The 25,515-nt window shown below is 45.3% G+C and carries 18 protein-coding genes and 1 pseudogene; 16 read left to right on the forward strand and 3 right to left on the reverse strand.

The features are described 5' to 3' along the window. Positions 1-162 precede the first annotated feature (162 nt). Both glyA and AACX38_RS00725 read left to right on the forward strand, forming a co-directional pair. Entirely contained in the window at positions 163-1,416 is a 1,254-nt protein-coding gene (gene glyA / locus AACX38_RS00720; RefSeq protein ID WP_228863351.1) for a serine hydroxymethyltransferase, read from the forward strand. 112 nt (positions 1,417-1,528) lie between these two features. Continuing rightward, complete coding sequence (locus AACX38_RS00725; protein WP_228863352.1) at positions 1,529-2,755, forward strand: 3-phenylpropionate MFS transporter; 1,227 nt, start codon at positions 1,529-1,531, stop codon at positions 2,753-2,755. Positions 2,756-2,861: 106 nt separating this feature from the next. On the opposite strand, the gene suhB is transcribed toward AACX38_RS00725, so the two are convergent. After that, positions 2,862-3,665: an inositol-1-monophosphatase gene (gene suhB / locus AACX38_RS00730; protein WP_099121873.1), complete on the reverse strand. Its 804-nt coding sequence runs from the start codon at positions 3,663-3,665 to the stop codon at positions 2,862-2,864. A gap of 125 nt (positions 3,666-3,790) precedes the next feature. On the opposite strand from suhB, the gene trmJ reads away from it, so the two are divergent. The 13 genes from trmJ to AACX38_RS00795 all read left to right on the forward strand — a co-directional run bounded on the left by trmJ (position 3,791) and on the right by AACX38_RS00795 (position 18,343). Beyond that, a complete protein-coding gene (trmJ, locus tag AACX38_RS00735; RefSeq protein WP_228863353.1) occupies positions 3,791-4,552 on the forward strand; it encodes a tRNA (cytosine(32)/uridine(32)-2'-O)-methyltransferase TrmJ in 762 nt (253 codons plus the stop codon). Between the two features lie 139 nt (positions 4,553-4,691). After that, the gene (iscR, locus tag AACX38_RS00740) at positions 4,692-5,186 is read left to right on the forward strand and encodes a Fe-S cluster assembly transcriptional regulator IscR (protein ID WP_099121872.1); all 495 of its coding nucleotides are present in this window, start codon (positions 4,692-4,694) and stop codon (positions 5,184-5,186) included. 60 nt (positions 5,187-5,246) lie between these two features. Next, on the forward strand, positions 5,247-6,461 hold the full coding sequence (locus tag AACX38_RS00745; RefSeq protein WP_099110599.1) for an IscS subfamily cysteine desulfurase: 1,215 nt from the start codon (positions 5,247-5,249) through the stop codon (positions 6,459-6,461). 24 nt (positions 6,462-6,485) lie between these two features. Then, on the forward strand, positions 6,486-6,872 hold the full coding sequence (gene iscU / locus AACX38_RS00750) for a Fe-S cluster assembly scaffold IscU (RefSeq protein ID WP_099110598.1): 387 nt from the start codon (positions 6,486-6,488) through the stop codon (positions 6,870-6,872). A 257-nt stretch (positions 6,873-7,129) separates the two neighbouring features. Then, positions 7,130-7,453, forward strand: coding sequence for an iron-sulfur cluster assembly protein IscA (gene iscA, locus AACX38_RS00755; protein ID WP_099110596.1), 324 nt, complete (start codon positions 7,130-7,132; stop codon positions 7,451-7,453). Between the two features lie 31 nt (positions 7,454-7,484). Next, positions 7,485-8,006, forward strand: coding sequence for a co-chaperone HscB (gene hscB / locus AACX38_RS00760; RefSeq protein WP_099121871.1), 522 nt, complete (start codon positions 7,485-7,487; stop codon positions 8,004-8,006). Positions 8,007-8,133: 127 nt separating this feature from the next. After that, positions 8,134-9,981, forward strand: coding sequence for a Fe-S protein assembly chaperone HscA (hscA, locus tag AACX38_RS00765; protein ID WP_228863354.1), 1,848 nt, complete (start codon positions 8,134-8,136; stop codon positions 9,979-9,981). A 2-nt stretch (positions 9,982-9,983) separates the two neighbouring features. Continuing rightward, positions 9,984-10,319 (forward strand): ISC system 2Fe-2S type ferredoxin, encoded by a 336-nt coding sequence (gene fdx, locus AACX38_RS00770; protein WP_099110592.1) that lies wholly within the window; start codon positions 9,984-9,986, stop codon positions 10,317-10,319. A 44-nt stretch (positions 10,320-10,363) separates the two neighbouring features. Beyond that, on the forward strand, positions 10,364-10,558 hold the full coding sequence (gene iscX, locus AACX38_RS00775; RefSeq protein WP_099125477.1) for a Fe-S cluster assembly protein IscX: 195 nt from the start codon (positions 10,364-10,366) through the stop codon (positions 10,556-10,558). Between the two features lie 186 nt (positions 10,559-10,744). Beyond that, on the forward strand, positions 10,745-12,070 hold the full coding sequence (gene pepB, locus AACX38_RS00780; protein ID WP_228863355.1) for an aminopeptidase PepB: 1,326 nt from the start codon (positions 10,745-10,747) through the stop codon (positions 12,068-12,070). 21 nt (positions 12,071-12,091) lie between these two features. After that, positions 12,092-12,532, forward strand: coding sequence for a GNAT family N-acetyltransferase (locus tag AACX38_RS00785; protein ID WP_228863356.1), 441 nt, complete (start codon positions 12,092-12,094; stop codon positions 12,530-12,532). Between the two features lie 251 nt (positions 12,533-12,783). Then, a complete protein-coding gene (locus AACX38_RS00790; protein ID WP_228863357.1) occupies positions 12,784-13,212 on the forward strand; it encodes an enhanced serine sensitivity protein SseB C-terminal domain-containing protein in 429 nt (142 codons plus the stop codon). Between the two features lie 70 nt (positions 13,213-13,282). Continuing rightward, complete coding sequence (locus AACX38_RS00795; RefSeq protein WP_304957137.1) at positions 13,283-18,343, forward strand: alpha-2-macroglobulin family protein; 5,061 nt, start codon at positions 13,283-13,285, stop codon at positions 18,341-18,343. A gap of 212 nt (positions 18,344-18,555) precedes the next feature. Here AACX38_RS00795 and AACX38_RS00800 read toward each other — a convergent pair whose 3' ends face one another. Then, positions 18,556-23,538 carry an autotransporter outer membrane beta-barrel domain-containing protein gene (locus tag AACX38_RS00800; protein ID WP_228863358.1) on the reverse strand — a complete coding sequence of 1,661 codons (4,983 nt, stop codon included), beginning with the start codon at positions 23,536-23,538 and terminating at the stop codon, positions 18,556-18,558. 499 nt (positions 23,539-24,037) lie between these two features. Here AACX38_RS00800 and AACX38_RS00805 point away from each other — a divergent pair. Next, positions 24,038-24,268 (forward strand): annotated as a pseudogene (locus AACX38_RS00805) (ISAs1 family transposase); the annotation flags it as partial. Positions 24,269-24,381: 113 nt separating this feature from the next. On the opposite strand, the gene AACX38_RS00810 reads toward AACX38_RS00805, so the two are convergent. Further along, positions 24,382-25,356: an IS5 family transposase gene (locus tag AACX38_RS00810; protein ID WP_228863359.1), complete on the reverse strand. Its 975-nt coding sequence runs from the start codon at positions 25,354-25,356 to the stop codon at positions 24,382-24,384. Positions 25,357-25,515: the final 159 nt, after the last annotated feature.

The following is a 25,515-nucleotide window of genomic DNA, read 5'->3' on the forward strand; positions in this document are numbered from 1 at the left end:
GGATAAAAAACATGATGGGCTATAGGGCGGTAGGTCTTGAAGCAATCGTTTGCGTAAAATGTCCTGTCAAGACTATCTCATTTGATAAAAAGAGTTTACACTGTGTCACATTCTGGCCCTCAGGGGTATTTTTTAAAGATGTAGCTGAGTCAGGAGAACCAAATGCTAAAGCGTGAAATGAATATTGCGAATTATGATCCCGAACTGTGGCAGGCGATGGAGCAGGAGGTTCGTCGTCAGGAAGAACACATTGAACTGATTGCTTCTGAAAACTACACCAGTCCAAGAGTTATGCAGGCTCAAGGCTCTCAGCTGACTAACAAGTATGCGGAAGGTTATCCGGGTAAACGCTACTATGGTGGCTGTGAGTACGTTGATATAGTTGAACAACTGGCAATTGACAGAGCAAAAGAGCTGTTTGGCGCAGATTATGCTAATGTCCAGCCGCATTCAGGTTCTCAGGCGAATATGGCGGTATATATGACGCTGTTGCAACCCGGTGACACTGTTTTAGGGATGAATCTGGCACACGGTGGGCACCTGACTCACGGTTCTCCGGTCAACTTCTCTGGGAAACTTTATAATGTTGTTCCCTATGGCATTGATGAAAAAGGAAAAATTGATTACGACGATATCCGTAATCAGGCACTGAAACATCAGCCTAAAATGATCATCGGTGGCTTCTCTGCCTACTCTGGTGTGGTTGACTGGGCAAAAATGCGTGAAATCGCTGATGAAATCGGTGCATACCTTTTTGTTGATATGGCTCACGTTGCAGGCCTGATTGCCGCGGGTGTTTATCCAAACCCGGTTCCTCATGCTCATGTTGTGACAACGACAACCCACAAAACACTGGCAGGCCCACGCGGTGGTCTGATTCTGGCAAAAGGTGGGGATGAAGAGCTGTATAAAAAACTGAACTCTGCTGTTTTCCCTGGTGGTCAGGGTGGCCCGTTGATGCATGTTATTGCAGGTAAAGCGGTTGCGCTGAAAGAAGCCATGGAACCAGAATTCAAAACGTATCAGCAACAAGTTGCTAAGAATGCGAAAGTCATGGTAGACGTGTTTTTACAGCGTGGTTACAAAATTGTTTCCGGCAGCACTGAAAACCATTTGTTCCTGCTGGATCTGGTGGATAAAGATATTACGGGTAAAGAAGCTGATGCAGCATTAGGTCGTGCCAACATTACCGTCAATAAAAACAGCGTACCTAATGATCCTCGTAGCCCATTTGTCACTTCTGGTATTCGTATTGGTACCCCGGCAATTACCCGTCGTGGTTTCAAAGAAGCAGAAACCAGTGAACTGGCTGGCTGGATATGTGATGTGCTGGATAACATCAATGATGAAACGGTGATTGAAAGCGTTAAACAGAAAGTCTTGGCAATCTGCGCAAAATATCCGGTCTACGCATAACTTAGAATAATTATTGAGTATAAATACTGAATAAATAGTTAATAAGCCCGTCTCATTAGTTTTGAGCGGGTTTTTTTGCATTAAACTTTTGCATTAAACACGGGGGCAAAGGATGGTTGTTCCATCAACATTTTGGCTGGGATTAGGCTATTTCACCTATTTCTTTTCTTTTGGGATCTTTTTACCATTCTGGTCAGTCTGGTTGCAGGGAGAAGGCATTACTCCTTCCATGATCGGCATAATATTAGGCATTGGTTTGGTTTCCCGCTTTGTTGGCAGTCTCATTATTTCTCCTACCGTTAAAGATCCTGCCAAATTAATTACAGCATTAAGATTATTATCTTTTCTGGCTTTAATCTTTGCGGTCAGTTTTTCTTTTGGCAGCCACTGGGCGTGGATTTGCCTTGTAATGATAGGTTTTAACCTGTTTTTTTCGCCGTTAGTACCTTTATCAGATGCTTTAGCGGGTACATGGCAAAAGCAGTTTACTTTTGATTATGGCAAAGTGCGTGTGTGGGGGTCGATTGCCTTTATTATCAGTTCTTCTTTAACCGGGATATTACTCTCTTCCTCCGGTATTGAGTTTGGATCAAGTGTCAGTATTTCCTTTGATAAACTCAATGACTGGATTGGAGGCAATTTATTCGGTCATCACCAGATTATCCTTGCTTCTCTGATTATCAGTGTTGCTATTATGCTGTCAGGGATGATGCTGAAACCATCTGTTATGCCTGCGGGTAAAATCAAGGTAGAAAACGCCAATACAGTATCATTCAGAAAGTTATTATCCGAAAAATCAGTGTGGCAGTTTTTATTATGTGTCACGCTATTACAGGCAGCTCATGCTGGTTATTACAGCTTTGGTTCCATTTATTGGGAAAAAGCCGGTTATTCATCATCCACTATCGGCTATCTCTGGTCACTGGGTGTGGTAGCAGAAGTTGTGATTTTCACCTTCAGCAAACAGCTATTCCGTCGCTGGAGCGCTCGCAGCCTTCTGCTGCTTTCTGCTATTTGTGGGGTGATCCGCTGGGGATTAATGGGAGCATTCACGGAACTACCCGTGCTGATTATTATTCAAATCCTGCATTGTGGAACTTTCACTGTTTGCCATTTAGCGGCTATGCGTTTTATCGGCGCCAGAAAAGAAAATGAAGTTATTCGCCTACAGTCAGTCTACTCTGCGTTAGCAATGGGAGGCGGTATCGCTGTTATGAGTGCAGTAGGTGGTTTCCTGTATGAACATATGGGAGGTGGAATCTACTGGGTAATGGCGTTGGTCGCATTACCTGCGATTTTCTTACGGCCTAAAGCTGAAGGTCAAATTCATTCAGTATGAAATAAAATTACAAATAAGAAACAATAAGTTAATAAGAACCCAGTAAAAAGGGCACCTATTATTTTGGTGCCCTGTAAATAACATTGCTCAGATAATTATTTTTTAATTAACGTTTCAGTGCTTCAGTCAATTCTTCACGCATTTCAGACAGCATATCTTTAACAATACGTGGGCTGCCTGCAACGATATTACCGGAACTGATGTAGTTGTGACCACCAACGAAGTCAGTCACAATACAGCCGGATTCACGAACCAGCAGTTCACCACCCATGAAATCCCATGGCTTCAGGCCGATTTCGAAATAACCATCAACACGGCCGGCAGCAACATAAGCCATATCCAGCGCCGCGGAACCAGTGCGACGAAAATCTGCACAACGTTCAAATAATTTACCCAGTACGTTCATGTAAGGAATAGCGTGTTGTTTAGCTTTGAATGGGAAACCGGTAGCAATGATAGTGCCATCCAGATCACGGGCATTAGCACCACGCAGGCGATAGCCATTCAGCTGTGCACCCTGACCACGAGTAGCAGTGAACAGTTCGTTACGCATTGGGTCGTAAACCACAGCAACTTCGGTGCGGCCTTTGATGCGTACAGCAATGGAAACAGCGAAATGAGGGAGACGTTTAATAAAGTTGGTGGTGCCATCCAGTGGATCGATTACCCATTGGACATCGCTATCTTCACCTAAGTGTTCACCGGTTTCTTCAGTGATAATAGTATGCTTAGGGTAGGACTTGCGGATAATGTCAATGATCATGCTTTCTGCTTCACGATCAACATTAGTGACAAAATCGTTACTGCCTTTTTGGCTTGCTTCAACAGCGTCAGGAGTTTCATAGCTTTTGGCAATGTGGTTGCCGGCCTTACGAGCAGCGCGTATAGCGATATTTAGCATCGGATGCATGGGGTATCTTCCACCAGAATTTTAAAGAACGGGAAACAAATCGGCGCGCAGTATAGCAGTAGTTCGTCAAAATGACTAATGCTGTGTTAAGATATTCGGCTCTTATACTGAAATTAAAAGCCGTCATGTTAGAGAACATCCGCATTATCCTGGTAGAAACTTCCCACACGGGCAACATGGGTTCAACTGCCAGAGCTATGAAAACCATGGGGTTAACCAATCTGTATCTGGTCAATCCGCTTGTTTTGCCTGATTCTCATGCAATCGCACTTTCCGCAGGCGCCAGTGATGTCATTGGTAATGCAACGATTGTGGATTCGCTGGATGAAGCACTGTCCGGGTGTGAATTGGTTATCGGAACCAGTGCCCGTTCCCGTACACTTTCCTGGCCAATGGTTGAACCGAGGGAATGTGGTGAACGCTGTGTCAGCGCTGTTCAGAACTCACCGGTAGCTATCGTGTTCGGTCGTGAACGTGTGGGGCTGACTAACGAAGAACTCCAGAAGTGTCACTACCATCTTTATATTCCGACCAACCCTGAATATGGTTCGCTGAATCTGGCTATGGCTGTTCAGTTGGTTAGTTATGAGATCCGAATGGCGCACCTTGCTCTTACTGCTCAGGAAAAACAGGAAAAAGCGGATGCGACAGAGCATGAAGCGGAATATCCGCCTGTTGAAGATATGGAGCGTTTTTACCAGCACCTTGAGCAGGTATTAAATCATTCCGGCTTTATTCGCAAAGCACACCCTGGGCAGATAATGAACAGATTAAGGCGTCTTTATACCCGTGCCCGTCCGGAAACTCAGGAATTGAATATCCTGCGTGGCATTCTGACTTCTATGGAAAAATGGGCCAATAAATCGTCTGAATCCGGTCGGAAATAGGATCAGAAATGCGGCTTGTGAGCGGTAACAGGATGAAAGACAACTAAATAATAGTTGAGTAAATTACTAGGTTAAATAGTTGACTAAAACGCTCAGGAATGCCACAATTTGACCCATATTTCACCATGGAGTTTTTGTTATGAGACTGACATCAAAAGGACGTTATGCGGTAACTGCCATGTTAGATGTGGCATTGCATTCACAAGAAGGGCCGGTGCCACTAGCTGACATATCTGAACGTCAGGGAATTTCCCTTTCCTATCTTGAGCAGTTGTTTTCTCGCCTACGTAAGAATGGTCTGGTTTCTAGCGTCCGTGGTCCGGGTGGCGGTTATCTGCTGGGCAGAGATGCCGGTAAGATTTTCGTTGCCGAAGTAATTTCTGCTGTTGATGAATCCGTAGATGCAACTCGCTGTCAGGGCAGGGAAGGCTGTCAGGGTGGTGATCGCTGTCTGACTCATACATTATGGCGTGATCTTAGCGAGCGCATTACGAGCTTCCTGAACAGCATCAGTTTAGAAGAATTAGTGAACAACCAAGAAGTTTTAGACGTTGCTGATCGTCAAGACAGCGATAAGCGCCGTACAGCTAATGGCCGGGTTCAAGAAATGATTAACGTTAACCTGCGTGCTTAAATTAGTGGTAAATAAGCGGCAAACAAATGTATTAAAAGTGTCTTACGGAGCATGTGAGCAATGAAATTACCCATTTATTTGGACTATTCAGCAACAACGCCGGTTGACCCTCGTGTTGCTGAAAAGATGATGAATTATCTGACTATGGACGGGGTTTTCGGTAACCCTGCTTCCCGGTCACACCGTTTTGGCTGGCAGGCTGAAGAAGCGGTTGATATTGCGCGTAACCAGATTGCTGATCTTATCGGTGCTGACCCGCGTGAAATCGTCTTTACTTCAGGTGCAACAGAGTCAGATAACCTCGGTATTAAAGGTGCAGCGAAATTCTATCAGAAAAAAGGCAAGCACATTATTACCAGTAAAACTGAACATAAAGCTGTTTTGGATACTTGTCGTCAGCTGGAGCGTGAAGGTTTTGAAGTGACTTACCTTTCACCAATGAGCAACGGCATGATCGATCTGAAAGAGCTGGAAGCCACAATGCGTGACGATACGATTCTGGTTTCTATCATGCACGTCAACAACGAAATTGGTATTGTTCAGGACATCGTGACCATCGGTGATATGTGCCGCAGTCGTGGCATCATTTTCCACGTTGATGCGACTCAGAGTGTCGGGAAACTGCCTATTGACCTCAGCAAACTGAAAGTTGACCTGATGTCTTTCTCGGCTCATAAGATTTATGGCCCGATGGGTATCGGCGGTTTGTATGTTCGTCGCAAACCTCGTATCCGTATTGAAGCACAGCAGCACGGCGGCGGTCATGAACGTGGTATGCGTTCCGGTACACTGCCTGTTCACCAGATCGTCGGCATGGGCGAAGCCTACCGCATTGCAAAAGAAGAACTGCAAGCCGAGTCAGAACGTCTGCGTGGTTTACGTCTGCGTTTATGGAACGGTATCAAAGATATTGAAGAAGTTTACCTGAACGGCGATTTGGAACTGGGTGCACCACACATTCTGAATGTCAGCTTCAACTATGTTGAAGGTGAATCATTGATGATGTCACTGAAAGACTTAGCAGTTTCTTCCGGTTCAGCATGTACTTCTGCGAGCCTGGAGCCTTCCTATGTTCTGCGCGCACTGGGCATGAATGATGAGCTGGCACACAGTTCTATTCGTTTCTCTTTGGGGCGTTTTACCACAGAAGAAGAAATAGACTATGCAATCAAGTTGATTCATAACGCGATTGGTCATCTGCGTGATCTTTCTCCATTGTGGGAAATGTTCAAGCAGGGAGTGGATCTCAGCACCATCGAATGGTCTCATCATTAATCAGACAGTTTCAGGAGTAACGACATGGCTTACAGCGAAAAAGTAATTGATCACTACGAGAATCCACGCAATGTAGGGTCATTTGATAGTGAAGATCCTTCAGTGGGTAGTGGAATGGTTGGTGCGCCGGCTTGTGGTGACGTCATGAGACTGCAAATTAAAGTCAGCGATGACGGCATTATCGAAGACGCACGTTTTAAAACTTATGGCTGCGGTTCCGCGATTGCATCCAGTTCTCTGGTAACAGAGTGGATGAAAGGAAAATCACTGGATCAGGCAGAAGCAATCAAAAACACTGAGATTGCCGATGAACTGGAGCTGCCACCAGTGAAAATTCACTGTTCTATTCTGGCAGAAGATGCAATTAAAGCTGCGATTGCAGATTATAAGAGCAAGCGTCAGGCCAAATAATTCTTAATATACCCTATGGATTTCGAGTTGTATCGAGGCGGCAAGAGAATGAATCCCCGGGAGCATAGATAACTATGTGACTGGGGTGAATCAGCGTAGCCAACAAAGAGACAACTTGAAAGACGACGGGTAAATATAATTCTGGTGGATATTGTTTTGATATCCACCTTTACTGATTTTGAAGATGGCAGCTTTGAAGGTGATAGCTTCAAAGGTAATAGTATTCAAAATTAATAGTTTTAAAAGTGAGGTGTTGTATGTCAATTTCCCTGACAGAAAGTGCAGCCCAGCGTGTTTTGGCTTTCCTTGATAATCGTGGAAAAGGTGTTGGTCTGCGTCTGGGAGTGAGAACTTCCGGCTGTTCTGGTATGGCATATGTACTTGAATTTGCTGATACAGTTAATGATGAAGATCAGATTTTTGAAGATAAGGGTGTGAAAGTTATCGTTGACGGTAAAAGCATTGTTTACCTTGATGGAACTGAGTTGGATTTTGTCAAAGAAGGCCTGAATGAAGGCTTTAAATTCAACAACCCCAACGTTTCCGGCGAATGCGGCTGTGGGGAAAGTTTTAACGTTTAACCCCCGTATTTTGCGAAACCAAGAGTAACTTATGGACTACTTTACTTTATTTGGGTTGCCTGTGCGTTATGCAATAGATCGTCAACAATTGGCGACCCGCTATCAGGAGTTACAGCGTCAGTTTCATCCTGATCGTTTTGCCACCCAGCCAGAGCGTGAAAAAACGCTGGCACTTCAACAGGCTGCAACCATTAATGATGGTTATCAGACTCTGAAACACCCCCTGAAACGTGCAGAATATATGCTATCTCAGCAAGGGTTTAACTTATCCAGTGAACAGCACACTATGCAGGATACGGCTTTTCTGATGCAACAGTTAGAGTTGCGTGAAGAGCTTGATGCTATTGAACATAGTGCCGAGCCGGATGCCGCATTGGCTGGTTTTTCATCTCGCCTGAATAAAATGATTAAAACTCGTAGTGAGCAGATGGAACAGCAGCTGGATGCAGAACAGTGGTCAATTGCAGCCGATACTGTCCGTAAGTTACGCTTTCTGGATAAATTGCAACAGCAGGTCGAACAGCTGGAAGAACGGCTGTTGGATGATTTTTAGCTGAATCGCGTTTTAATGAACAATGCGGGGCTGATTTAGTATATCCGAGAAATTTCAAGTTATATCGAGGCCAATGACAAAGAGGCAGCTTGAAAGACGGGTATAATTGGTTTTTATAGGGGCACACATGGCTTTATTACAAATCAGTGAACCTGGTTTATCTGCCGCACCACACCAGCGTCGTCTGGCTGCGGGGATTGATCTTGGTACAACACACTCCCTGGTTGCGACAGTCCGCAGTGGTCAGGCTGAGACCTTAGCAGATAGTGAAAACCGTCACTTGCTTCCTTCAGTTGTACAATACTGCAAAGATGAAATTCAGATCGGCTGGCAGGCCCGTCAACAGGCGGCTTTCGATCCTGTTAATACGATAAGCTCTGTCAAGCGTATGATGGGGCGCTCTCTGGCTGATATTCAGCAGCGTTACCCGAATCTTCCTTATCAATTTCAGGCCAGTGAAAATGGATTGCCGTTAATTAGTACAGCGGCAGGTTTGGTTGATCCTATTCAGGTTTCTTCTGACATATTGAAATCGTTGGCTCAACGGGCAGAAGAAACACTGGATGGTAAACTTGATGGTGTTGTTATCACCGTTCCCGCTTATTTTGATGACGCTCAGCGTCAGGGAACGAAAGATGCGGCTCGTTTAGCGGGTTTGCATGTCCTTCGCCTCCTGAATGAACCCACTGCGGCTGCAATTGCCTACGGGCTTGATTCTGGTCAGGAAGGTGTGATTGCTGTTTATGATCTGGGCGGTGGAACATTTGACGTTTCTATCCTTCGCTTGAGCCGTGGTGTTTTTGAAGTATTGGCCACGGGCGGTGATACTGCACTGGGTGGTGATGACTTTGACCATCTGCTGGCAGACTGGATCCGTGAGCAGGCCGGGATTACCGATACCGACCACGGGTTACAGCGTCAGTTACTGGATGTTGCGACACAAACTAAAATTGCATTGAGTGATGCAGATTCAGTCTCAATTAATTTTGCTGACTGGCAGGGCAATATTACCCGCATCGAGTTCAATGAATTAATTACGACACTGGTTAAACGTACTTTATTGTCTTGTCGCCGGGCCTTGAAAGATGCTGAAGTAACTGCCGACGAAGTCTTGCAGGTTGTGATGGTGGGAGGCTCAACAAGAGTTCCGCTGGTGCGCAGCATGGTAGGCGAATTTTTTGATCGTGAACCGTTGACCTCTATCGATCCGGACAAAGTTGTTGCAGTTGGTGCGGCAATACAGGCGGATATTCTGGCAGGTAATAAGCCAGACAGCGAAATGTTGTTGCTGGATGTTATTCCGTTGTCACTGGGTCTTGAGACTATGGGCGGGCTGGTTGAAAAGGTTATTCCGCGCAACACCACTATTCCTGTCGCAAGAGCTCAGGAGTTTACGACCTTCAAAGATGGTCAGAGTGCAATGAGCATCCACGTTGTTCAGGGTGAACGCGAATTGGTGGCAGATTGTCGTTCTCTGGCTCGTTTCACGCTGAGGGGAATTCCTCCGTTGCCGGCAGGTGGTGCGCATATCCGCGTGACTTTCCAGGTTGATGCTGATGGTTTACTGAGTGTCAGTGCACTGGAGAAATCGACGGGTGTTGAAGCCTCTATTCAGGTAAAACCTTCTTACGGTCTGTCTGATGAAGAAATCGCCCGAATGATCAAAGATTCAATGAGTAATGCGCAGGAAGATATTCAGGCGCGTAAATTGGCTGAGCAAAAAGTAGAAGCAGCCCGTGTGCTGGAAAGCTTAACCGGTGCGCTGGAAAAAGACGCTGATTTACTCAGTCAGGAAGAACATGCTGCAATTGATGCTGCCGTACAAGTATTAATTGAAAGTGCTCAGGGAACGTCTCCTGAAGCGATTGAAAGTGCAATTAAACAATTGGACAAGCAAACGCAGGAATTTGCTGCGCGTCGCATGGACACATCAATCCGTCGGGCTTTGGCGGGCCATTCTGTGGATGAAATTTAATTATGCCTAAAATTGTATTTTTACCTCATAACGAACTTTGCCCTGAAGGTGCAGTATTGGACGCTAAAGAAGGCGAATCAATTCTGGATGTTGCACTGCGAAACGGTATTGAAATTGAGCATGCCTGTGAAAAATCCTGCGCATGTACCACTTGTCACTGTATCGTCAGAGAAGGGTTTGACTCATTGGAAGAAAGTGAGGAACTGGAAGATGACATGCTGGATAAAGCATGGGGACTGGAGCCGGAAAGTCGCTTAAGCTGTCAGGCTAAAGTTGCTGATGAGGATTTGGTTGTTGAAATTCCTAAATACACGATCAACCACGCGCGTGAGCACTGAGTCTGAGAACTAAGCAGGAGCAGGAGCAGGAGAACAGAACGAAAATGAAATGGTCTGACAGCCGTGAAATAGGCGAAGCACTTTATGATAAGTTCCCGGATTTAGATCCTAAAACAGTGCGTTTCACCGACATGCATCAATGGATTTGCGAACTGGATGGTTTTGATGATAATCCGGAAAAATCCAACGAAAAAGTATTAGAAGCCATTTTATTGGTTTGGTTGGATGAGTTTGAATAACAGAGATCAATCTTACAAGTCATGTTACGCAAACAAATAATGCGAAAAACAGTACTAACTCACCAATTTTTGTCCAATGACTTGGCATAGTCTGTATTTAATGAAAAACTGGCATCCGCCAGTTTTTTTACATTTATTACTCTAATAATGATCCTAATACAGTAAAAATAAGAAGAGAGAAAGATAATGACCAAAAACGCTATACCGGCGCAAATCATGCCGATAACTCTGTCTTATGAGCCAGCTAAAGCATGCTGGGGTGAAAAAGCGCTAATTAGCTCAAATGATCAGGGAATGATGATCCATATGTCAGGCGAGAAATCTGACATAAACAGTGAACTGGCGTTGATTCAGCGTGCCGGACGTAAAATTAATGGGCAAGGTATCTATAATGTTGCTTTGGCTGGTGAAGGCTGGGATCTGGAAAAAAGCTGGGCATTTTGGCTCGGTTTCCGGGCACCAAAAGGACTGCGCACTATCGAATGGCCGCAACTGAATGCCGAAGAAAAGCAGGAACTCGAGCATCGAATTAAATTCATCGACTGGGTGCGTGATACCGTCAACCTGCCTGCCGAAGAATTAGGGCCAGAGCAGCTTGCTCAGCGTGTTATCGATTTAATTAACAATGTAGCGCCAGATGCTATCAGTTATCGCATCATAAAAGGTGATGCGTTGTATGAGCAGGGCTATGTTGGTGTCCACACTGTCGGTCGTGGTTCTTCCCGTGTTCCTGTTTTTCTGGAGCTGGATTTCAATCCAACAACAAACAAAAATGAACCCGTATTTGCCTGCTTAGTCGGAAAAGGTATTACTTTCGATTCAGGTGGATATAGCCTGAAACCATCTAACTCGATGAGCGCCATGAAATCTGATATGGGTGGTTCAGCAACTCTGTCAGGTGCGCTGGCACTGGCAATCAGCCGTGGTCTGAAACAGCGTGTAAAACTGTTCCTGTGCATTGCTGATAATATGGTCAGCGGGAATGCATTCAAACTGGGTGATATCATTCGTTACCGTAACGGTAAAACCGTTGAAGTCATGAATACTGATGCAGAAGGCCGTCTGGTACTGGCTGACGGTTTGATTGATGCCAGTGCAGAAAATGCCCCTTTGATTATTGATGCAGCGACATTGACGGGTGCTGCAAAAATGGCAGTTGGTAACGATTACCACTCTGTTTTCAGTTTTGATGATCAACTGGCGGCGGATTTATTGGTTGCAGCGGATACAGAGCATGAACAATTCTGGCGCCTGCCATTGGCTGAATTCCACCGCAATCAGCTGCCATCCAACTTTGCTGATTTGAATAACATTGCTGCACCTTCTCACACAGCTGGCGCAAGTACTGCCGCTGCTTTCCTGTCTCATTTTGTCGAGAATTACAAAAAAGGCTGGGTACATATCGATTGTTCAGCAACATATCGTTCATCTGCGGTTGAACAATGGTCGGCAGGTGCAACAGGTTATGGTGTTCGTACCATTGCCAACTTACTGCTGACAAAAGCAAAATAAGCACATGAGAAGGAAAATGTAATGAATCAGGACATTGTGCTACCCGACTTTGACATCACGGATTCTGACGAAGATGATCCACATGCGCGTGAACGGGTCAGTGAATTACTCGATCAATGGAATATCAGGCAGACGGGCGAGCAGGGTAACCAGCCTCTGGATATTTATATCCGGGATAGCGATGGGGAGGTGATTGGCGGTTTGGTCGGACGAACGTCACTTGGCATGTTTTTCATCAACTATCTTTATCTCCCTGATGAACTCAGAAGTCAGAGGCTGGGCAGTGTGTTACTCAGAAAAGCTGAGGAAAAAGCCCGCCAGCGTGGTTGTCATGCTGTGACGTTGTACACGATGTCCATTCAGGCACCTGAGTTTTACCTCAAACACGGATACACGGCTTTTGGTGAAGTCGCCTGTAAACCGGCGGGAAATGCCAGAATATTTATGTATAAACTGTTGTGATATCTGAATACTTCTGATTTCCTGTTTTCTGGCCTCCTCATATGGGGAGGCTATGATTTAGCACTTTTTTAGATATATACACAATGGATTTCAAGGTGCGTCGCGGCGGCAAGAGAGTAAATCCCCAGGAGCATAGATACCTATGTGACTGGGGTGAGCGAGCGTAGCCAACAAAGAGGCAACTTGAAAGGTGAAGTGTATGACTCTGCTTTTAACATCTGTATCAACATATATACTGTTCGGAGATTTTCATGAGCTTGTCAAACGAAGCCGTTGCCACTGAAATTGAGGTTCCGAGTGGAAGTCGTATTACTCTCAGCCAACTAGAAGAACAACCAGTCCAGCTTATTGAAGCCCTGATTAATTTATTTAAGCAGCATAAACCCGTACGCCGTGCTTTTCTGGTGATGGCTCACGATAAAGAGCAGGACGAAAACCCTAATCTGTTAATTGGTCTGGAGCTGAGTGGGATACAGGCAGACAGTGACATTAATATACTGATCCAGACTGCTGGAGAGGTAGCTTGTGAACACCTGAATGAAGATGAATCAGTGGATTTTTGCCTGCTTGATGAAAAAGATGGCGGGATAAGCCACTACCTGATTCAACATACTCAGCCTTTCTACCAATGGAAATTAGGCAGTTGGCTGAGGGAGACTATTCCTGTACTCAATCAATAAATAAATATTAATTAACACAGGGATCGTGTAATGAATGAGTGCCAGCCGGTGAACAATAAGGATTATGGTTATGTGTCAACATCAACTGAGGCAATGGGCAACAAGGAAAAAACGCACAATCACGTCAATGGTTGTTACTTTGTTTGCATGCTTTGCGCTAGGTATTTTATCTGGATGCGATCAATCGCAGAATAATGAAAACAGTATAAAACCGGAAACATCAGCAATTCCGACACCTTCAGAAAAAACAGATACCGCCAGTCGCGGTTCTCATTCCCCAGCAACACAATCTCCAGTAACCCCATCCCTGCCACGCCAATCACTGGAAGAGCAATATGCGGGTAAAGCTGTCACCATTTTAGACGCTTCAGAAGTACAGTTGGATGGTGCCAGTGCAATGGTTGTCACATTCTCTGTTCCTCTGAACCCCGACCAAAATTTTGCTCAGCGAGTACATTTGGTTGATGTTAAATCCGGTAAACTAGATGGCGCATGGGAGTTATCAGATAACCAAATGGAGCTGAGACTCCGCCATTTACCTCCAAAGCGCCAATTAATATTAACTGTTGATGACGGTTTACAGGGCATCAACGGGCGCAGTTTGTTCAATGTCTATGAAAAAAAATTCCAGACTGCCTCAATTCAACCTGCTGTTGGTTTTGCCAGCAAAGGTGTGCTTTTACCCAGTAAACTAGCAGAAGGCTTACCCGTTCTGGCACTGAATGTTGATCGGGTCGATGTTAATTTTTTCCGCATCAAAGAAGCTTCATTACCCATGTTTATCGCTCACGGGCGATACCTCAGAGGTATAACTTCCTGGGATTCTGAGCGATTACTGGAAAATGCAGATTTAGTCTATACCGGTCGCTTTGATTTGAACCCGACACCGAATACCCGTGAAAAACTGTTATTGCCATTGAATGATATTAAAGAGTTGCAAAAGAGTGGTGCCTATCTGGCCGTTATGCAGCAGGCCGGAAAATATGCTTACACTAACCCAGCAATTCTGTTTACGCGGAGTGATATTGGCGTCTCAATGCATAGCTATCTGAATCAGATAGATGTTTTTACCCAATCACTGGAACAGGGTTCCGGCCTGAAAGGTGTTGAGGTTCGTGTACTGGATATCAATGGGCAACTTCTGGCAAAAAATACGACAGACAGTAATGGCCACGCCACGCTGGAAAAAAGTTCCAAAGCGGCCTTGTTGCTGGCAACGCAGGGCGAGCAAGTCAGTATGATTGATTTGTCATCCCCTGCACTGGATCTGTCTGAGTTTGATATCGGTGGTGAGCAAGGGTATAGCAGGCAGTTTTTTGTATTCGGCCCCCGGGATCTTTATCGTCCGGGCGAAACACTGATTGTTAATGGCTTACTGCGTGATGCGGATGGCCGTTTGCTGAAACCTCAGCCGGTAAAAGTGGATATATTAAAAGCCGATAATCAGGTAGCACGCAGTTTTGTCTGGCAGCCTGAAAATGGGTTGTACCAATATCGTTATTCAATTCCACAGTCTGCTGAAACCGGGATGTGGTCACTGCGTCTGGATTTGGGAGATAACACACCACGTTATTACAAATTCAATGTTGAAGACTTTATGCCTGAGCGTATGGCCTTAGAAATTAAAGGAAATACGGATAGCCGACCAATACAGAAGAATGAAAGTGTTAACTTTTCCATTACGGGTCGTTATTTGTATGGTGCTCCGGCAGCCGAAAATCGGCTACAGGGCCAGTTATTCATGCGTCCGGCTCGTGATGCAGTGGCGAAGCTATCAGGGTATGAATTTGGCTCGTCAAAAGAAGAAGAGTTAAGCAGAACGCTGGATGAATTTGATTTAGTCTTGAATAGTGAAGGCAAAACTAACATTACTGTCGGTGAGGATAACTGGAGATATGTCTCTTCTCCGATAAGAATCGCTGTACAGGCCAGCCTGCTTGAAGCAGGAGGACGCCCGGTAACACGCCATGCTGAACAGGCAGTCTGGCCTGCTGAAAAACTGGTTGGTATACGCCCGCTATTCAATAAAAAGTCTAATTATAACTATTACACTGATCACTATGAATCCCGTTATAACGTTAATGAAAACTCGCTGGCGGAGTTTGATGTTGTTTATGCGGATGCCGATGGTAAAAAATACGCCACGAATGACTTGAGAGCTCGCTTGATATACGAACGCCGTGATTATTACTGGCGTTGGTCTGACAGTGGTGGCTGGGATTCGGGATATGACCAGAAAGATCTGATGATGGCAGATGAGCCTGTTCAAATTGTGGAAGATGGTACAGCAAAAATCAGCTTTCCGGTTAAATGGGGTTCTTATCGTATTGAAGTTGTGAATCAGAAAAATCAACTTATCACCAGTCTGAACTTTTGGGCCGGCTATTCATGGCAGGATAATACCGAGGGAACAGGAGCTGTCCGGCCGGATCAGGTCAAATTATCACTGGATAAACCTGCATATAAACTGGGAGATAAAGTCAGACTGCATATAGCTGCGCCACAGGCAGGTAAAGGATATTTATTACTGGAATCCAGTGATGGCCCGTTATGGTGGCAGGAAATTAACGTGCCAGCACAAGGTTTGGATATTGATGTACCGATTAATCAAACATGGGCGCGTCATGATCTATATCTGACCGCAGTTGTGGTACGACCGGGAGATAAAAACCGTCAGGCAACATCAAAACGGGCAATCGGCGTCTTACACTTACCACTGATGGATGAAGGGCGTAAGCTGGATCTGACGCTCAGCGCGCCGGACAAAGTACGCCCGAATCAGGACCTTTCTGTCAAAATTAAGGTAACACCTCAAAAAGGCAGAGAGTTGCCAAAGCAGGTTTATGTACTGCTTTCTGCTGTTGATTCTGGTGTCCTTAGTATTACTGACTTTAAAACACCGGATCCCTATGGGGCATTTTTCGGGCGTAAGCGTTATAGCGTTGACCAGTATGATGTTTACGGACATCTGATTGAAAGTGAAGGGCGCAAGGCAAACTTACGTTTTGGTGGTGATGTTGGTGAAGGTGAGCCGGAAAGAGGCGGTAAAAAACCGCTGACAGTAGTCAATATTCTGGCGGAACAGGCTAAGCCTATTAGCCTGAATGCTGATGGAGAAGGGGAGATTACGTTACCGATCCCTGACTTTAATGGTGAACTCAGGCTAATGGCGCAGGCATGGAGCGATGACGAATTCGGAAACAGTGAACGCAAAGTTACTGTAGCCGCGCCAGTGGTCGCGCAGATGTCATTACCGCGTTTTATGGCTGGTGGTGATCAATCTCAACTGGCATTAGATCTCACTAATCTCACTGAGCAGCCACAAAAACTGACATTGAATTTTGCTGCAACCGGGCTGATACAATTACAGGAATCTGCGAATAACAGCACCACGCTGGAAACAGGAAAAAGGGTAACGATTCAAATTCCGGTTAAAGCTGACTATGGATTTGGACAAGGCGAAATTTTCCTGACCGTTGATGGCCTGAAGGTATCCAACGAGGTACAGCAATACAAAAACAGTTGGAAAATTGGTGTTCGTCCGGCATACCCTGCTGTCACCAGACAGTTTGCGGATGTTATCCGGCAAGATGAAGAATGGCTGTTACCGCCAGATGCGATCACAGGCCTGGCCCCGGAAACACTGGAAGGCCAGCTTTTGCTGACCAGTAGGCCACCACTTCAAATCGCCCGTTATATCCGCGAATTATATGCTTATCCATATGGCTGTCTGGAACAGACAATCAGCGGGCTTTATCCGTCTCTCTACTCCAATGAAGCTGAACTGAAAAAACTGGGCATTAAGACACAAAGTGATGAAAAACGCCGGGCAGCCATTGAAGACGGTATTACGCATCTGCTGAGTATGCAACGTCATGATGGCAGTTTTTCTCTTTGGGATCGTAATGGTGAAGAAGAATTCTGGCTCACCGCATATGCGGCAGATTTCCTGTTCCGTGCCAATCAGCAAGGCTACAGTATTCCGGTTGATGCCCTGAAAAATGCCAATAACCGGCTGCTGCGTTACTTGCAGGATAAAAACATCATCAACGATCGCTATAGCGGTTCGCACAGTGCAACACAGTTTTCCGTGCGGGCTTACGCCGGTCTGGTGTTAGCCAGCCAGCAGAAAGCGCCATTAAGTAGCTTGAGACAACTTTACGAGCAGCGGGATCAGGCTGATAGTGGATTATCTCTGGTGCAATTAGGCGTAGCATTAAGAATGATGGGGGATGATAACCGTGGCAATGAAGCCATTCACTTGGGGGTGTCTAAATCCCGTAAACAGGGTTATGGGCTGAATGATTATGGCAGCACCATACGTGACGACGCATTGATTGTCTCTTTGTTGAATGAAAATAACATGTTGCAGAAAGAGCGGGATGAAAAGCTGCTTGCGTTATCCAATGAACTCTCGTCCCGAAAGTACTTTTCAACACAGGAAAGTAATGCGCTTTATCTGGCCGGACGTTATTTTATTGATGCCAGTGAACAACCCTGGAAAGCCGTCATTAACCGGCAAATACCACCGATTAACCGCAATACTGCGCTGAATAACGCCTTGTCTGCAAAACAGATTCTGAATGGCATTGAGATAAGTAATCGGGGAGATAATTCCCTGTATTCACGGCTGAATGTGGTGGGTTACCCTCTGAAAAAACCCGAACCTTATTCAAACATACTGAGTATTAAGCGTACCTATCTTGATTTGACAGGTAAAACCTACACTCCGGATCGCCTGAACAGCGGCGAGCTGATGATTGTAAAACTGGAAATCAGTGCGACCCAGCCTGTTTCAGATGCTCTGGTTGTTGATCTCCTGCCCGCAGGATTGGAGCTTGAAAACCAAAATCTGGCATACAGCAGCGTCAGCCTGAGTGAAAGCGCAACAGATTTACAGGATATGATTTACAGAATGCAAAGAGCGAATATTCGTCATATGGAATACCGGGATGATCGTTTTGTTGCCGCTGTTTCTGTAGAGCCTTACCAGCCAGTGACCCTGTTATATTTAGCAAGGGCTGTTGCACCGGGGGTTTATCAAATCCCGGCTACACAGGTTGAATCCATGTACGTACCTTACTGGCGTGCCGTGGGGGTAACAGGCGAAAAACTGGAAGTTGTCCGTTAATAAAATTAGCTGACCTTTGAGGTGTTCAGAACTTCTTGTCCCTTATAAGTGGCAAGAGGCTGATTTTACGACAAAAGCGAAGAGGCCAATTGAACCAAAGGCAAGTGCTCTGCAAAGTGTCACATTACCCTTATAAAAAGAGAACCGCTCGTGCTTAAGCGAGCGGTATTACGGCTATGCTAGGGATACTTATTCCTGTGGCACTAATTTAATCACCACATGACCTTTATGCCAATTTTTGCACTCAGCTCATAACTGTCTGCAAAATTATTCAGGCTGGTATTGATGGAAGTCTGACCATAGATGAAAGAATTGCGATTATCCCAGCTGTAAGAACCCCCGACACCCGTTTCCCCCCAAGTGAGGTCATCTCTGCCATGAAAAGGAACATTCACCACATCAACAACGTCATTACGTCCCAGAATCTCCTGACGGAGGTTGAAAAGACCATAAAGATTAGAAGATTTCTCATTCTTACTCTGCTTATCGCTCCATTTTTGGTTGTAGTCTATGGTTGCTCCTACACGTAATTTCAGAATTCTGCTTTGATCAAAGTGGATTCTTGCACCAAACCTGTCATCAAAATCCTTCATATTGATGGAAGAATAAACCAATTGCGCCTGTGGAGTCAGTGACCATACCGGGGTCAGGTTAATTTGCTGTCCGGCTTCCAGACTTAATGCATATCCGAGAGCGGATTTACCATTTCCCAGACTCTGGTTGGCTGTTTTTGAATGAAGGTCATTATGAAAGTAAGTGAGTTGAGCTAACCCATCTAAATACAGTCCATTATTGTCACGCCATGTGCTGGTTATTCCCAGCGTATAGCCATTTGCGCGGATGTTACCTTCACCATGCACAGAGCCTGCATTAGCATCAATATTTGCATATTGCAGGAAAAATCCGCCGTTCACAGCACCTTGCCCGCTTTCATAAAAGCGTTTATCCACGCCAATCTGAGCACGGACCATATTATAAGTAATATTATCGGTTTCAGATGTTGTGATGTGTGGTGATAATTTACCGTGAGAGACAGTTATCTGTTCCCATATTCCATCAGGAATATTGTCAGCATTCTCCGCAGTAGTCCTGAGATGACCCATGTCCTGTAGCTTGGCTTCACTATTACCAAATCGGTTACGCAAGGATTCAGGTGTGTTCAGCGTCTGTAAAACCCGTCCATAAATCTCGTAAACACTGACACCCGCCTGATAAAGTCGTTCAGGTTTTGGTTTTGGTTTTGGTTTTGGGTTTGGTTTTGGTTTCGGTTCAGGTGTTGGCGTTGGGTTGGTCAACGATGAACGAAGATACCAGTTTCCATCAGAATTATCAGTGCCATTCTTATAAAGACGGTAGGCATAGGCACCGCCTACAACGGTTGGCACGCCTCTATAATGATAATCCCCCACTAAATTGAACGTACCGTCTGAGGCGCCTTTTACGTCAACAATCTTAATACCTTCTTTCGTTGGTGCGCCTGTGCCACCAACATTTTTGATGGTAAGATGTGTGGTGCCGGATGTGTTACCCTTCACCACAAGCCGATCAGTTTTTGAATTATCTCCCTCTAACACAGTTGATAAATTCACCGTACCATCATTGCCGTGATAATTACCTGAAATTGTCAGCGTGCGTCCGGTAGTGTTACCTTCCCTGCCAAATAACACGTTACCACTGTTATTTAAAGCAGAAAGGGTCGTATTAAATTCGCCCATATCAAGCGTACCATGCTGGCCGACGATATAAGATGACGCGGTACTGAAAGCACCTTTTGTACCTTGACGAAGCGTCCCTTTCCGAACTTCTGTTGTGCCTGTATAACTGTTAGCACCTGCCAGCGCTAATGTGCTTTTACCGTTTTGAACAAGTTTTCCCTTGCCTTCAATATTGCCGCCAAAAGTGACGTTATCTGCCCGGTTAAAAAGCAGCGTCCCTTCACTGCCGGTCACTACGTGACTGGTAATACTGCCGTGAGTACCGCCATTGCCAATCTGGAGTGTGCCCCGCGTGACTTTCGTGTTTCCCGTGTAATTATTTTCTCCGGTCAAAACCAGAGTGCCGTAATCCGTGGTTTCCAGTGTCGCCGAGCCTATCAAGGGGACTTTAATCGTAGCAACACTACCCTCCGTTGATTTCTTACCCGTTCCGACCCGGATTTTGGCACTGCCTGTCTTGTCATTTTCCAACGTTAGAGGGGAACCGGTAATGGTATAACCCTCCGTACTGAACTGCATGCCCTTGACCGTGACATTGCCCCCACGATTATCGACCTGTATCGTGCCGGCAGCGCCGGAGAAGATGGCGAACTGGTCGGTATTCAGCCAACCGGTATTGGGTTTCCCTATTACTGACGTCCAGTTATCCGGTCCACCGACCTGCCAAACACCATTCCCCCCATTAATCACACCATTATTGTGCTTGCTGGCGTTACCGCCATCCCAATAATTCAAGGCCATGCCACCGGTATTAATCAGATAAACTGTTTTGTCTCTGCGGGTATCCAGATAGAGTGCCCCCGGCTCCCCGCTAGTGAATGTCATGCCCTTATTTGTTAAGGCCCCGCCGTAATGGAAGATATCGTATTCACCGGCGGCGAACCCGCCGAGATCCGTGACATTCAGTGTTCCTGCCAGTGTCAGGTTGCGACGAATATTAAATAAGGTCGGCGCAGACGTTTCCTGCGCACCCAGTGCAATGTCTACGTTGGCATCCTCATTAAGAATCAAGTCATTGCCAACGGTCAGCGTAGTGCCCTGTGTGCTGGTTAGGTGACCACCATTCTCAATGGTCGTTGTGCCACCAATGACACCCGCGCCACTAACCGTTCCGCCGTCTTTAACGTGGAAGGTCGATGCAGTGGTGCCTAGCTGGCCGTCAACGACAAAAGCCCCTCCCTCTACGTGGGTTGATCCTGTAAAGGCAGAGGAATCCGAGAGCAGGGTGGTCACGCCCGTTCCCATTTTCTCAAGATGACCACGGCCAGAAATCACCCCGTCAAAGCGGTTGACGCCATTCAGATTGAGCACCAGTGTACTGTCCGCTCCGACTTCAACGGATCGCTTACCCGGCATGCTGTTCCAAGTATCAAACTGTAACGTGCCCGCCTTGATCCGTGTCGTCCCGGTATACGTATTCTGGCTGTTCAGAATGGTGATCCCTGTGCCGGTTTGCTCTATGCCGCCCTCGCCAGAGATGACATTGGAATAGATCATATTGTTAGTATGGTGAAAAGTCAGCGTACCGTTATTTAAAATGTTGCTGCGGATCAGGTTTCCGGTGGTGCCACCATTGCCGAGTTGTAATATTGCGCCATGACCAATGGTGGTCAGGCCAGAATAGGGGTTGTCACCGGTTAAAATCGCTTTTCCCCCCGTGATGTCCAGCGTCCCCGTGCCGATTATCTCGCCATCGAGCATGACTTCACTGTCATCTGCGCCGGAAACAGTAACCGCCCCCTGATTTTCAATTCCGGCGAGCGAAAGCTTACCAATAGTCGTCCCATCGCCAAACCGCAGTTTACCGGTGGCCACGTTGATCGGTTTAGCGGTGGTTATATTGCCGGTCAGGGTCAGATCCCCCGAACCTTGCTGGCGAAGGGAACCCTCCCCTTCAATATTACTGCCAAACGTGACGTTAACTGAATGGTCGAAGGCCAGTATTCCTTTCTGCCCGATTACTACTTTGGCCGTATTATCAATGCTCCCTGTAGTTCCTTTATTACCCAGTTGCAAAGTGCCTGATTCGATGTTTGTCTCACCCATATAGGTATTTGTATTTGTCAAGATAGTTGTACCACTACCTATCTGGTGAATGGGGCCTGTCCCGCTTATAGTGTGGTCATAAATCGATTTATCACTGGAGTTGAAATAAAGACTTCCCTTATTATCAATGTTATTAGAAATGCTCCCTGTTTTATGCCCGTCTCCTAGGCGTAATGCATTTCCTGATAATATTTTGACTATTCCGACATTCATATCATGAGTAAATGTAAGGTCCAGACTTTCCGCTGGAGAATCTTTATTCCCAATAGTAACAACTGAATCTTTAGATCCAGTAACATTGCCATTCAGAATTGCCTTCGAACCAGACATATAAAGACTGGCGTTGCCTAGTTTAACATTACCAACAATTGAACCTGAATTGTGTATTCCGTTAGTAATGGTGCTGCTATTATTTATAGCGAATTTATCTCCCTTTATTTCCCCACCAACTTCATTCGCGATGATATCTATAATTCCTTTATCTCCGATAAAAATACCATTCTGCTTGCCATAAATCATGGAATTATTGGTAATTTGTCCAATTTTAGATGCTCTGAGTTTATTCTCGTAGGGAGAGCCTTGGCCGGTTACATGGATGGCATCTTGATCAGCAATGATTCCTTTGCTATCTGCATCATAATTATAATTATTGAGATTTTTGAGGTTTCCGCCACTTTGAATGTAAACACCATAACCGATACTAGTTATTGTTCCATAATTATTGGTTATTTCGGTATCTCCTGCAATAATGAGCGCGTTGGTAAAAGAACCTATATTCTCATTAAGACCAGTTAGCTTTCCATAGTTATCAAGAATGCCTAGTCTTGCATCACCAACAGAAATTCCCTCAATTAATCCTTTTTTCTGATTAGTGATTGTACCGACACGTCCATATTTACCTGGGTTATCATGGCCTTGTGCATTAGCGATCCATATTGACTGGAAGCCATAAGCATCACTACTGGATTTGATTGAACCACTATTATTTAACTTCTCTAGATGACCAGAAACCCATACAGCGCCATTTGTTCCAGTGATATTTCCATCATTATCTAGCTTTCCAAGATAGCCATTATAAGTAACGATGACTCCACTTGAACCATTTAAAGTTCCATTATTTTTAATCTGTTCAACTGAAATAATAGGAGGGTGATTATTATCCCTACCTATATTAACAGCGCTACTATTCAGGCCGTAGTTACCGGTAGGATTATATTCGGGAATTTTAATCGATGCGCCCTTTTCTATGATCAGGTTTTCACTCTCTGCGAGATTACAAGGCTCTGTTTCAATATCTTTATCAGGAATAGTGGTAACTGTATCCGGAGTTCCACATTTTGTAGCCGCTATAACATTAACACTTATATTTATTCCCGAAAAAAATAGTGAGAGTCTAATGGTTATCGATAATATGGCGTATCTGTACATCTTCATAGATGGAATTCCTACATGACCCGAACATTTAGTTGAAAAAACACCCAGCAATTTGAAGTGTAGGTATAGGAAAAAATTATGATTATCAGTCAGTAATTACTTTAGAAGAGTTTTATAAATCCGTCGATTTTCCAGTTTTGTCGCATTGAGTCCTGTACCATGAATCCAAGAGCCAAACTTCTTATGAAATGTACTTATGTTCAGTTATGTGTCCAAAAGCATTGCTCAGGGTTGTTTGTAGCGGTCAAGAACTTTCGGACAATTTTCTAGCCTCTTCCCACTGTCTTTCATATTCAACGGGAGAAATTTCCCCATTAAAGCTACGGGGATGAATGTCGTTGTGATACCCACCCAGATAGAAGGTGATATCCCTGATTGCCTCATGAATATCGATGCTTTTTCTCAATATTTTGGTGAGTTAAGCGACCCACTCTAGTTTCAACATTGCTTTATTCGGTGGACACAAGCGGTTACGGGGAATTATGAGCGAAAGGCGTGACAATCAGCCATCCATATGGTCAGCGCATTTACCACCCAAAATGGCGTCGTCATGTGACAATTAAAAACAGACAAAAAATCCAATGAAATAAAGGCAATCCCCAAACTCATTGCATTGTTGGATATCAAAGGCTGTCTCGTCACCATTGATGCCATGGGCTGCCAAACTAAAATTGCTGAGTGTATTGTCAAGCAAGGCGGGAATTATCTTCTCGCCGTCAAAGGAAACCAAGCGGCATGACATCGGGTAGTGAAGTAGACTTTGTCAGAAAAGGTCTCTGCGGCCAGTCAAAGAGAAACCCGTAAAATAGAACAAGGACATGGCCGGATAGAAATCCAAGCACATCATGTCTTACCGGCCGGTGAATAGCAGGTCACCATTAACATCATCGTGAAATTAGCCCGCAGTTGACCTACCGTCCGGATGAATTTTTCTCCCATCTGGGTGAATGAACCAAAGATATGTTCTACTCGTGCCCGAGTTCGCGAGATTTTCTTGTTACGCCCTTTCTGGCAGTTTGATAACGGGTTATTTCGTGACGCTTTTCTTTGAATATGGACACGATAGCCTTGTCCTTTCAGTGTCTGCTCACGCTGATGGCTGGTATACCCTTTGTCCGCATAAATATCCCGACTCGTATTGGCCCTGTCCAAAACATCTTCAAAATACTGGCTGTCATGGGCAGAGGCGGTTCCTGTGGCGGTCTGACGAATGACTTTGTACTTGACATCGACATTAAGCGTGAGTTTGTAGCCAAAATAACTTTTCCCGTGTTTTTTCGTCCAGGTGGCCTCCGTATCTTTCTGGCAACGTTTGTTTTCCGTCCAATTATCCGGGGTTTTACCCTGACGGATTTGTGCATTCTCTTCTTTTTTGTTGTGTTGCTTAGGAACCGGTATCAACGTGGCATCGATAATTTGACCACCACGGGGAATGAATCCCTGTGTGGAGAGTTGATGTTTGGCTTCTTCAAATAAGGCATTGGCCCCTTCTTGTCCGGGACGTTTTTCGAAACACCAAATCGTGTTGCGGTCCGGAATATTAATGACATCGGTTAAACGACAAAAACGTTGCCAGCTCATTCTGTCAATCAATTGATATTCTATCTTTTCATCGGAAAGATTATGGAAGTGTTTCAGGATAATGATGCGAACCATCACTTCCGTGGGAAACGGCGGGCGTCCCCCTTTAGGAGAAACAATGCGGGGCACCGCGCGGTCAACCGCCTCAGTGAGTGCCGAAAAATCGACATATTTATCAAGCGCAAGTAGCGGATCGCCTAATTCATCGATTTTCTGACGATGATATTCGGCTGCCAATCAAAGCAGAACGAGGTAGGAGCATGATGGCATTACCTTACAGAGAGGTGTTCTGTTTGTATTTTACTCTGTTAGGCCGCTATGAAAAGTTTTTAGAGGTTCCCAAGTGAACATTCATACCTTAAATCCTGAGTATAGCCCTATCAAACCTAAACCGAT

The sequence above is a fragment of the Xenorhabdus sp. PB30.3 genome, assembly GCF_963895965.1.
GTDB classification, from domain to species: domain Bacteria; phylum Pseudomonadota; class Gammaproteobacteria; order Enterobacterales; family Enterobacteriaceae; genus Xenorhabdus; species Xenorhabdus stockiae.

Coding starts and splice junctions, on each gene's coding strand:
- AACX38_RS00795 (WP_304957137.1), top strand. CDS start 13,283: ATGTGTCAACATCAACTGAGGCAATGGGCAACAAGGAAAAAACGCACA.
- AACX38_RS00745 (WP_099110599.1), top strand. CDS start 5,247: ATGAAATTACCCATTTATTTGGACTATTCAGCAACAACGCCGGTTGAC.
- pepB (WP_228863355.1), top strand. CDS start 10,745: ATGACCAAAAACGCTATACCGGCGCAAATCATGCCGATAACTCTGTCT.
- AACX38_RS00800 (WP_228863358.1), bottom strand. CDS start 23,538: ATGAAGATGTACAGATACGCCATATTATCGATAACCATTAGACTCTCA.
- suhB (WP_099121873.1), bottom strand. CDS start 3,665: ATGCATCCGATGCTAAATATCGCTATACGCGCTGCTCGTAAGGCCGGC.
- trmJ (WP_228863353.1), top strand. CDS start 3,791: ATGTTAGAGAACATCCGCATTATCCTGGTAGAAACTTCCCACACGGGC.
- glyA (WP_228863351.1), top strand. CDS start 163: ATGCTAAAGCGTGAAATGAATATTGCGAATTATGATCCCGAACTGTGG.
- iscU (WP_099110598.1), top strand. CDS start 6,486: ATGGCTTACAGCGAAAAAGTAATTGATCACTACGAGAATCCACGCAAT.
- iscA (WP_099110596.1), top strand. CDS start 7,130: ATGTCAATTTCCCTGACAGAAAGTGCAGCCCAGCGTGTTTTGGCTTTC.
- AACX38_RS00790 (WP_228863357.1), top strand. CDS start 12,784: ATGAGCTTGTCAAACGAAGCCGTTGCCACTGAAATTGAGGTTCCGAGT.
- iscX (WP_099125477.1), top strand. CDS start 10,364: ATGAAATGGTCTGACAGCCGTGAAATAGGCGAAGCACTTTATGATAAG.
- AACX38_RS00785 (WP_228863356.1), top strand. CDS start 12,092: ATGAATCAGGACATTGTGCTACCCGACTTTGACATCACGGATTCTGAC.
- hscA (WP_228863354.1), top strand. CDS start 8,134: ATGGCTTTATTACAAATCAGTGAACCTGGTTTATCTGCCGCACCACAC.
- hscB (WP_099121871.1), top strand. CDS start 7,485: ATGGACTACTTTACTTTATTTGGGTTGCCTGTGCGTTATGCAATAGAT.
- iscR (WP_099121872.1), top strand. CDS start 4,692: ATGAGACTGACATCAAAAGGACGTTATGCGGTAACTGCCATGTTAGAT.
- AACX38_RS00725 (WP_228863352.1), top strand. CDS start 1,529: ATGGTTGTTCCATCAACATTTTGGCTGGGATTAGGCTATTTCACCTAT.
- fdx (WP_099110592.1), top strand. CDS start 9,984: ATGCCTAAAATTGTATTTTTACCTCATAACGAACTTTGCCCTGAAGGT.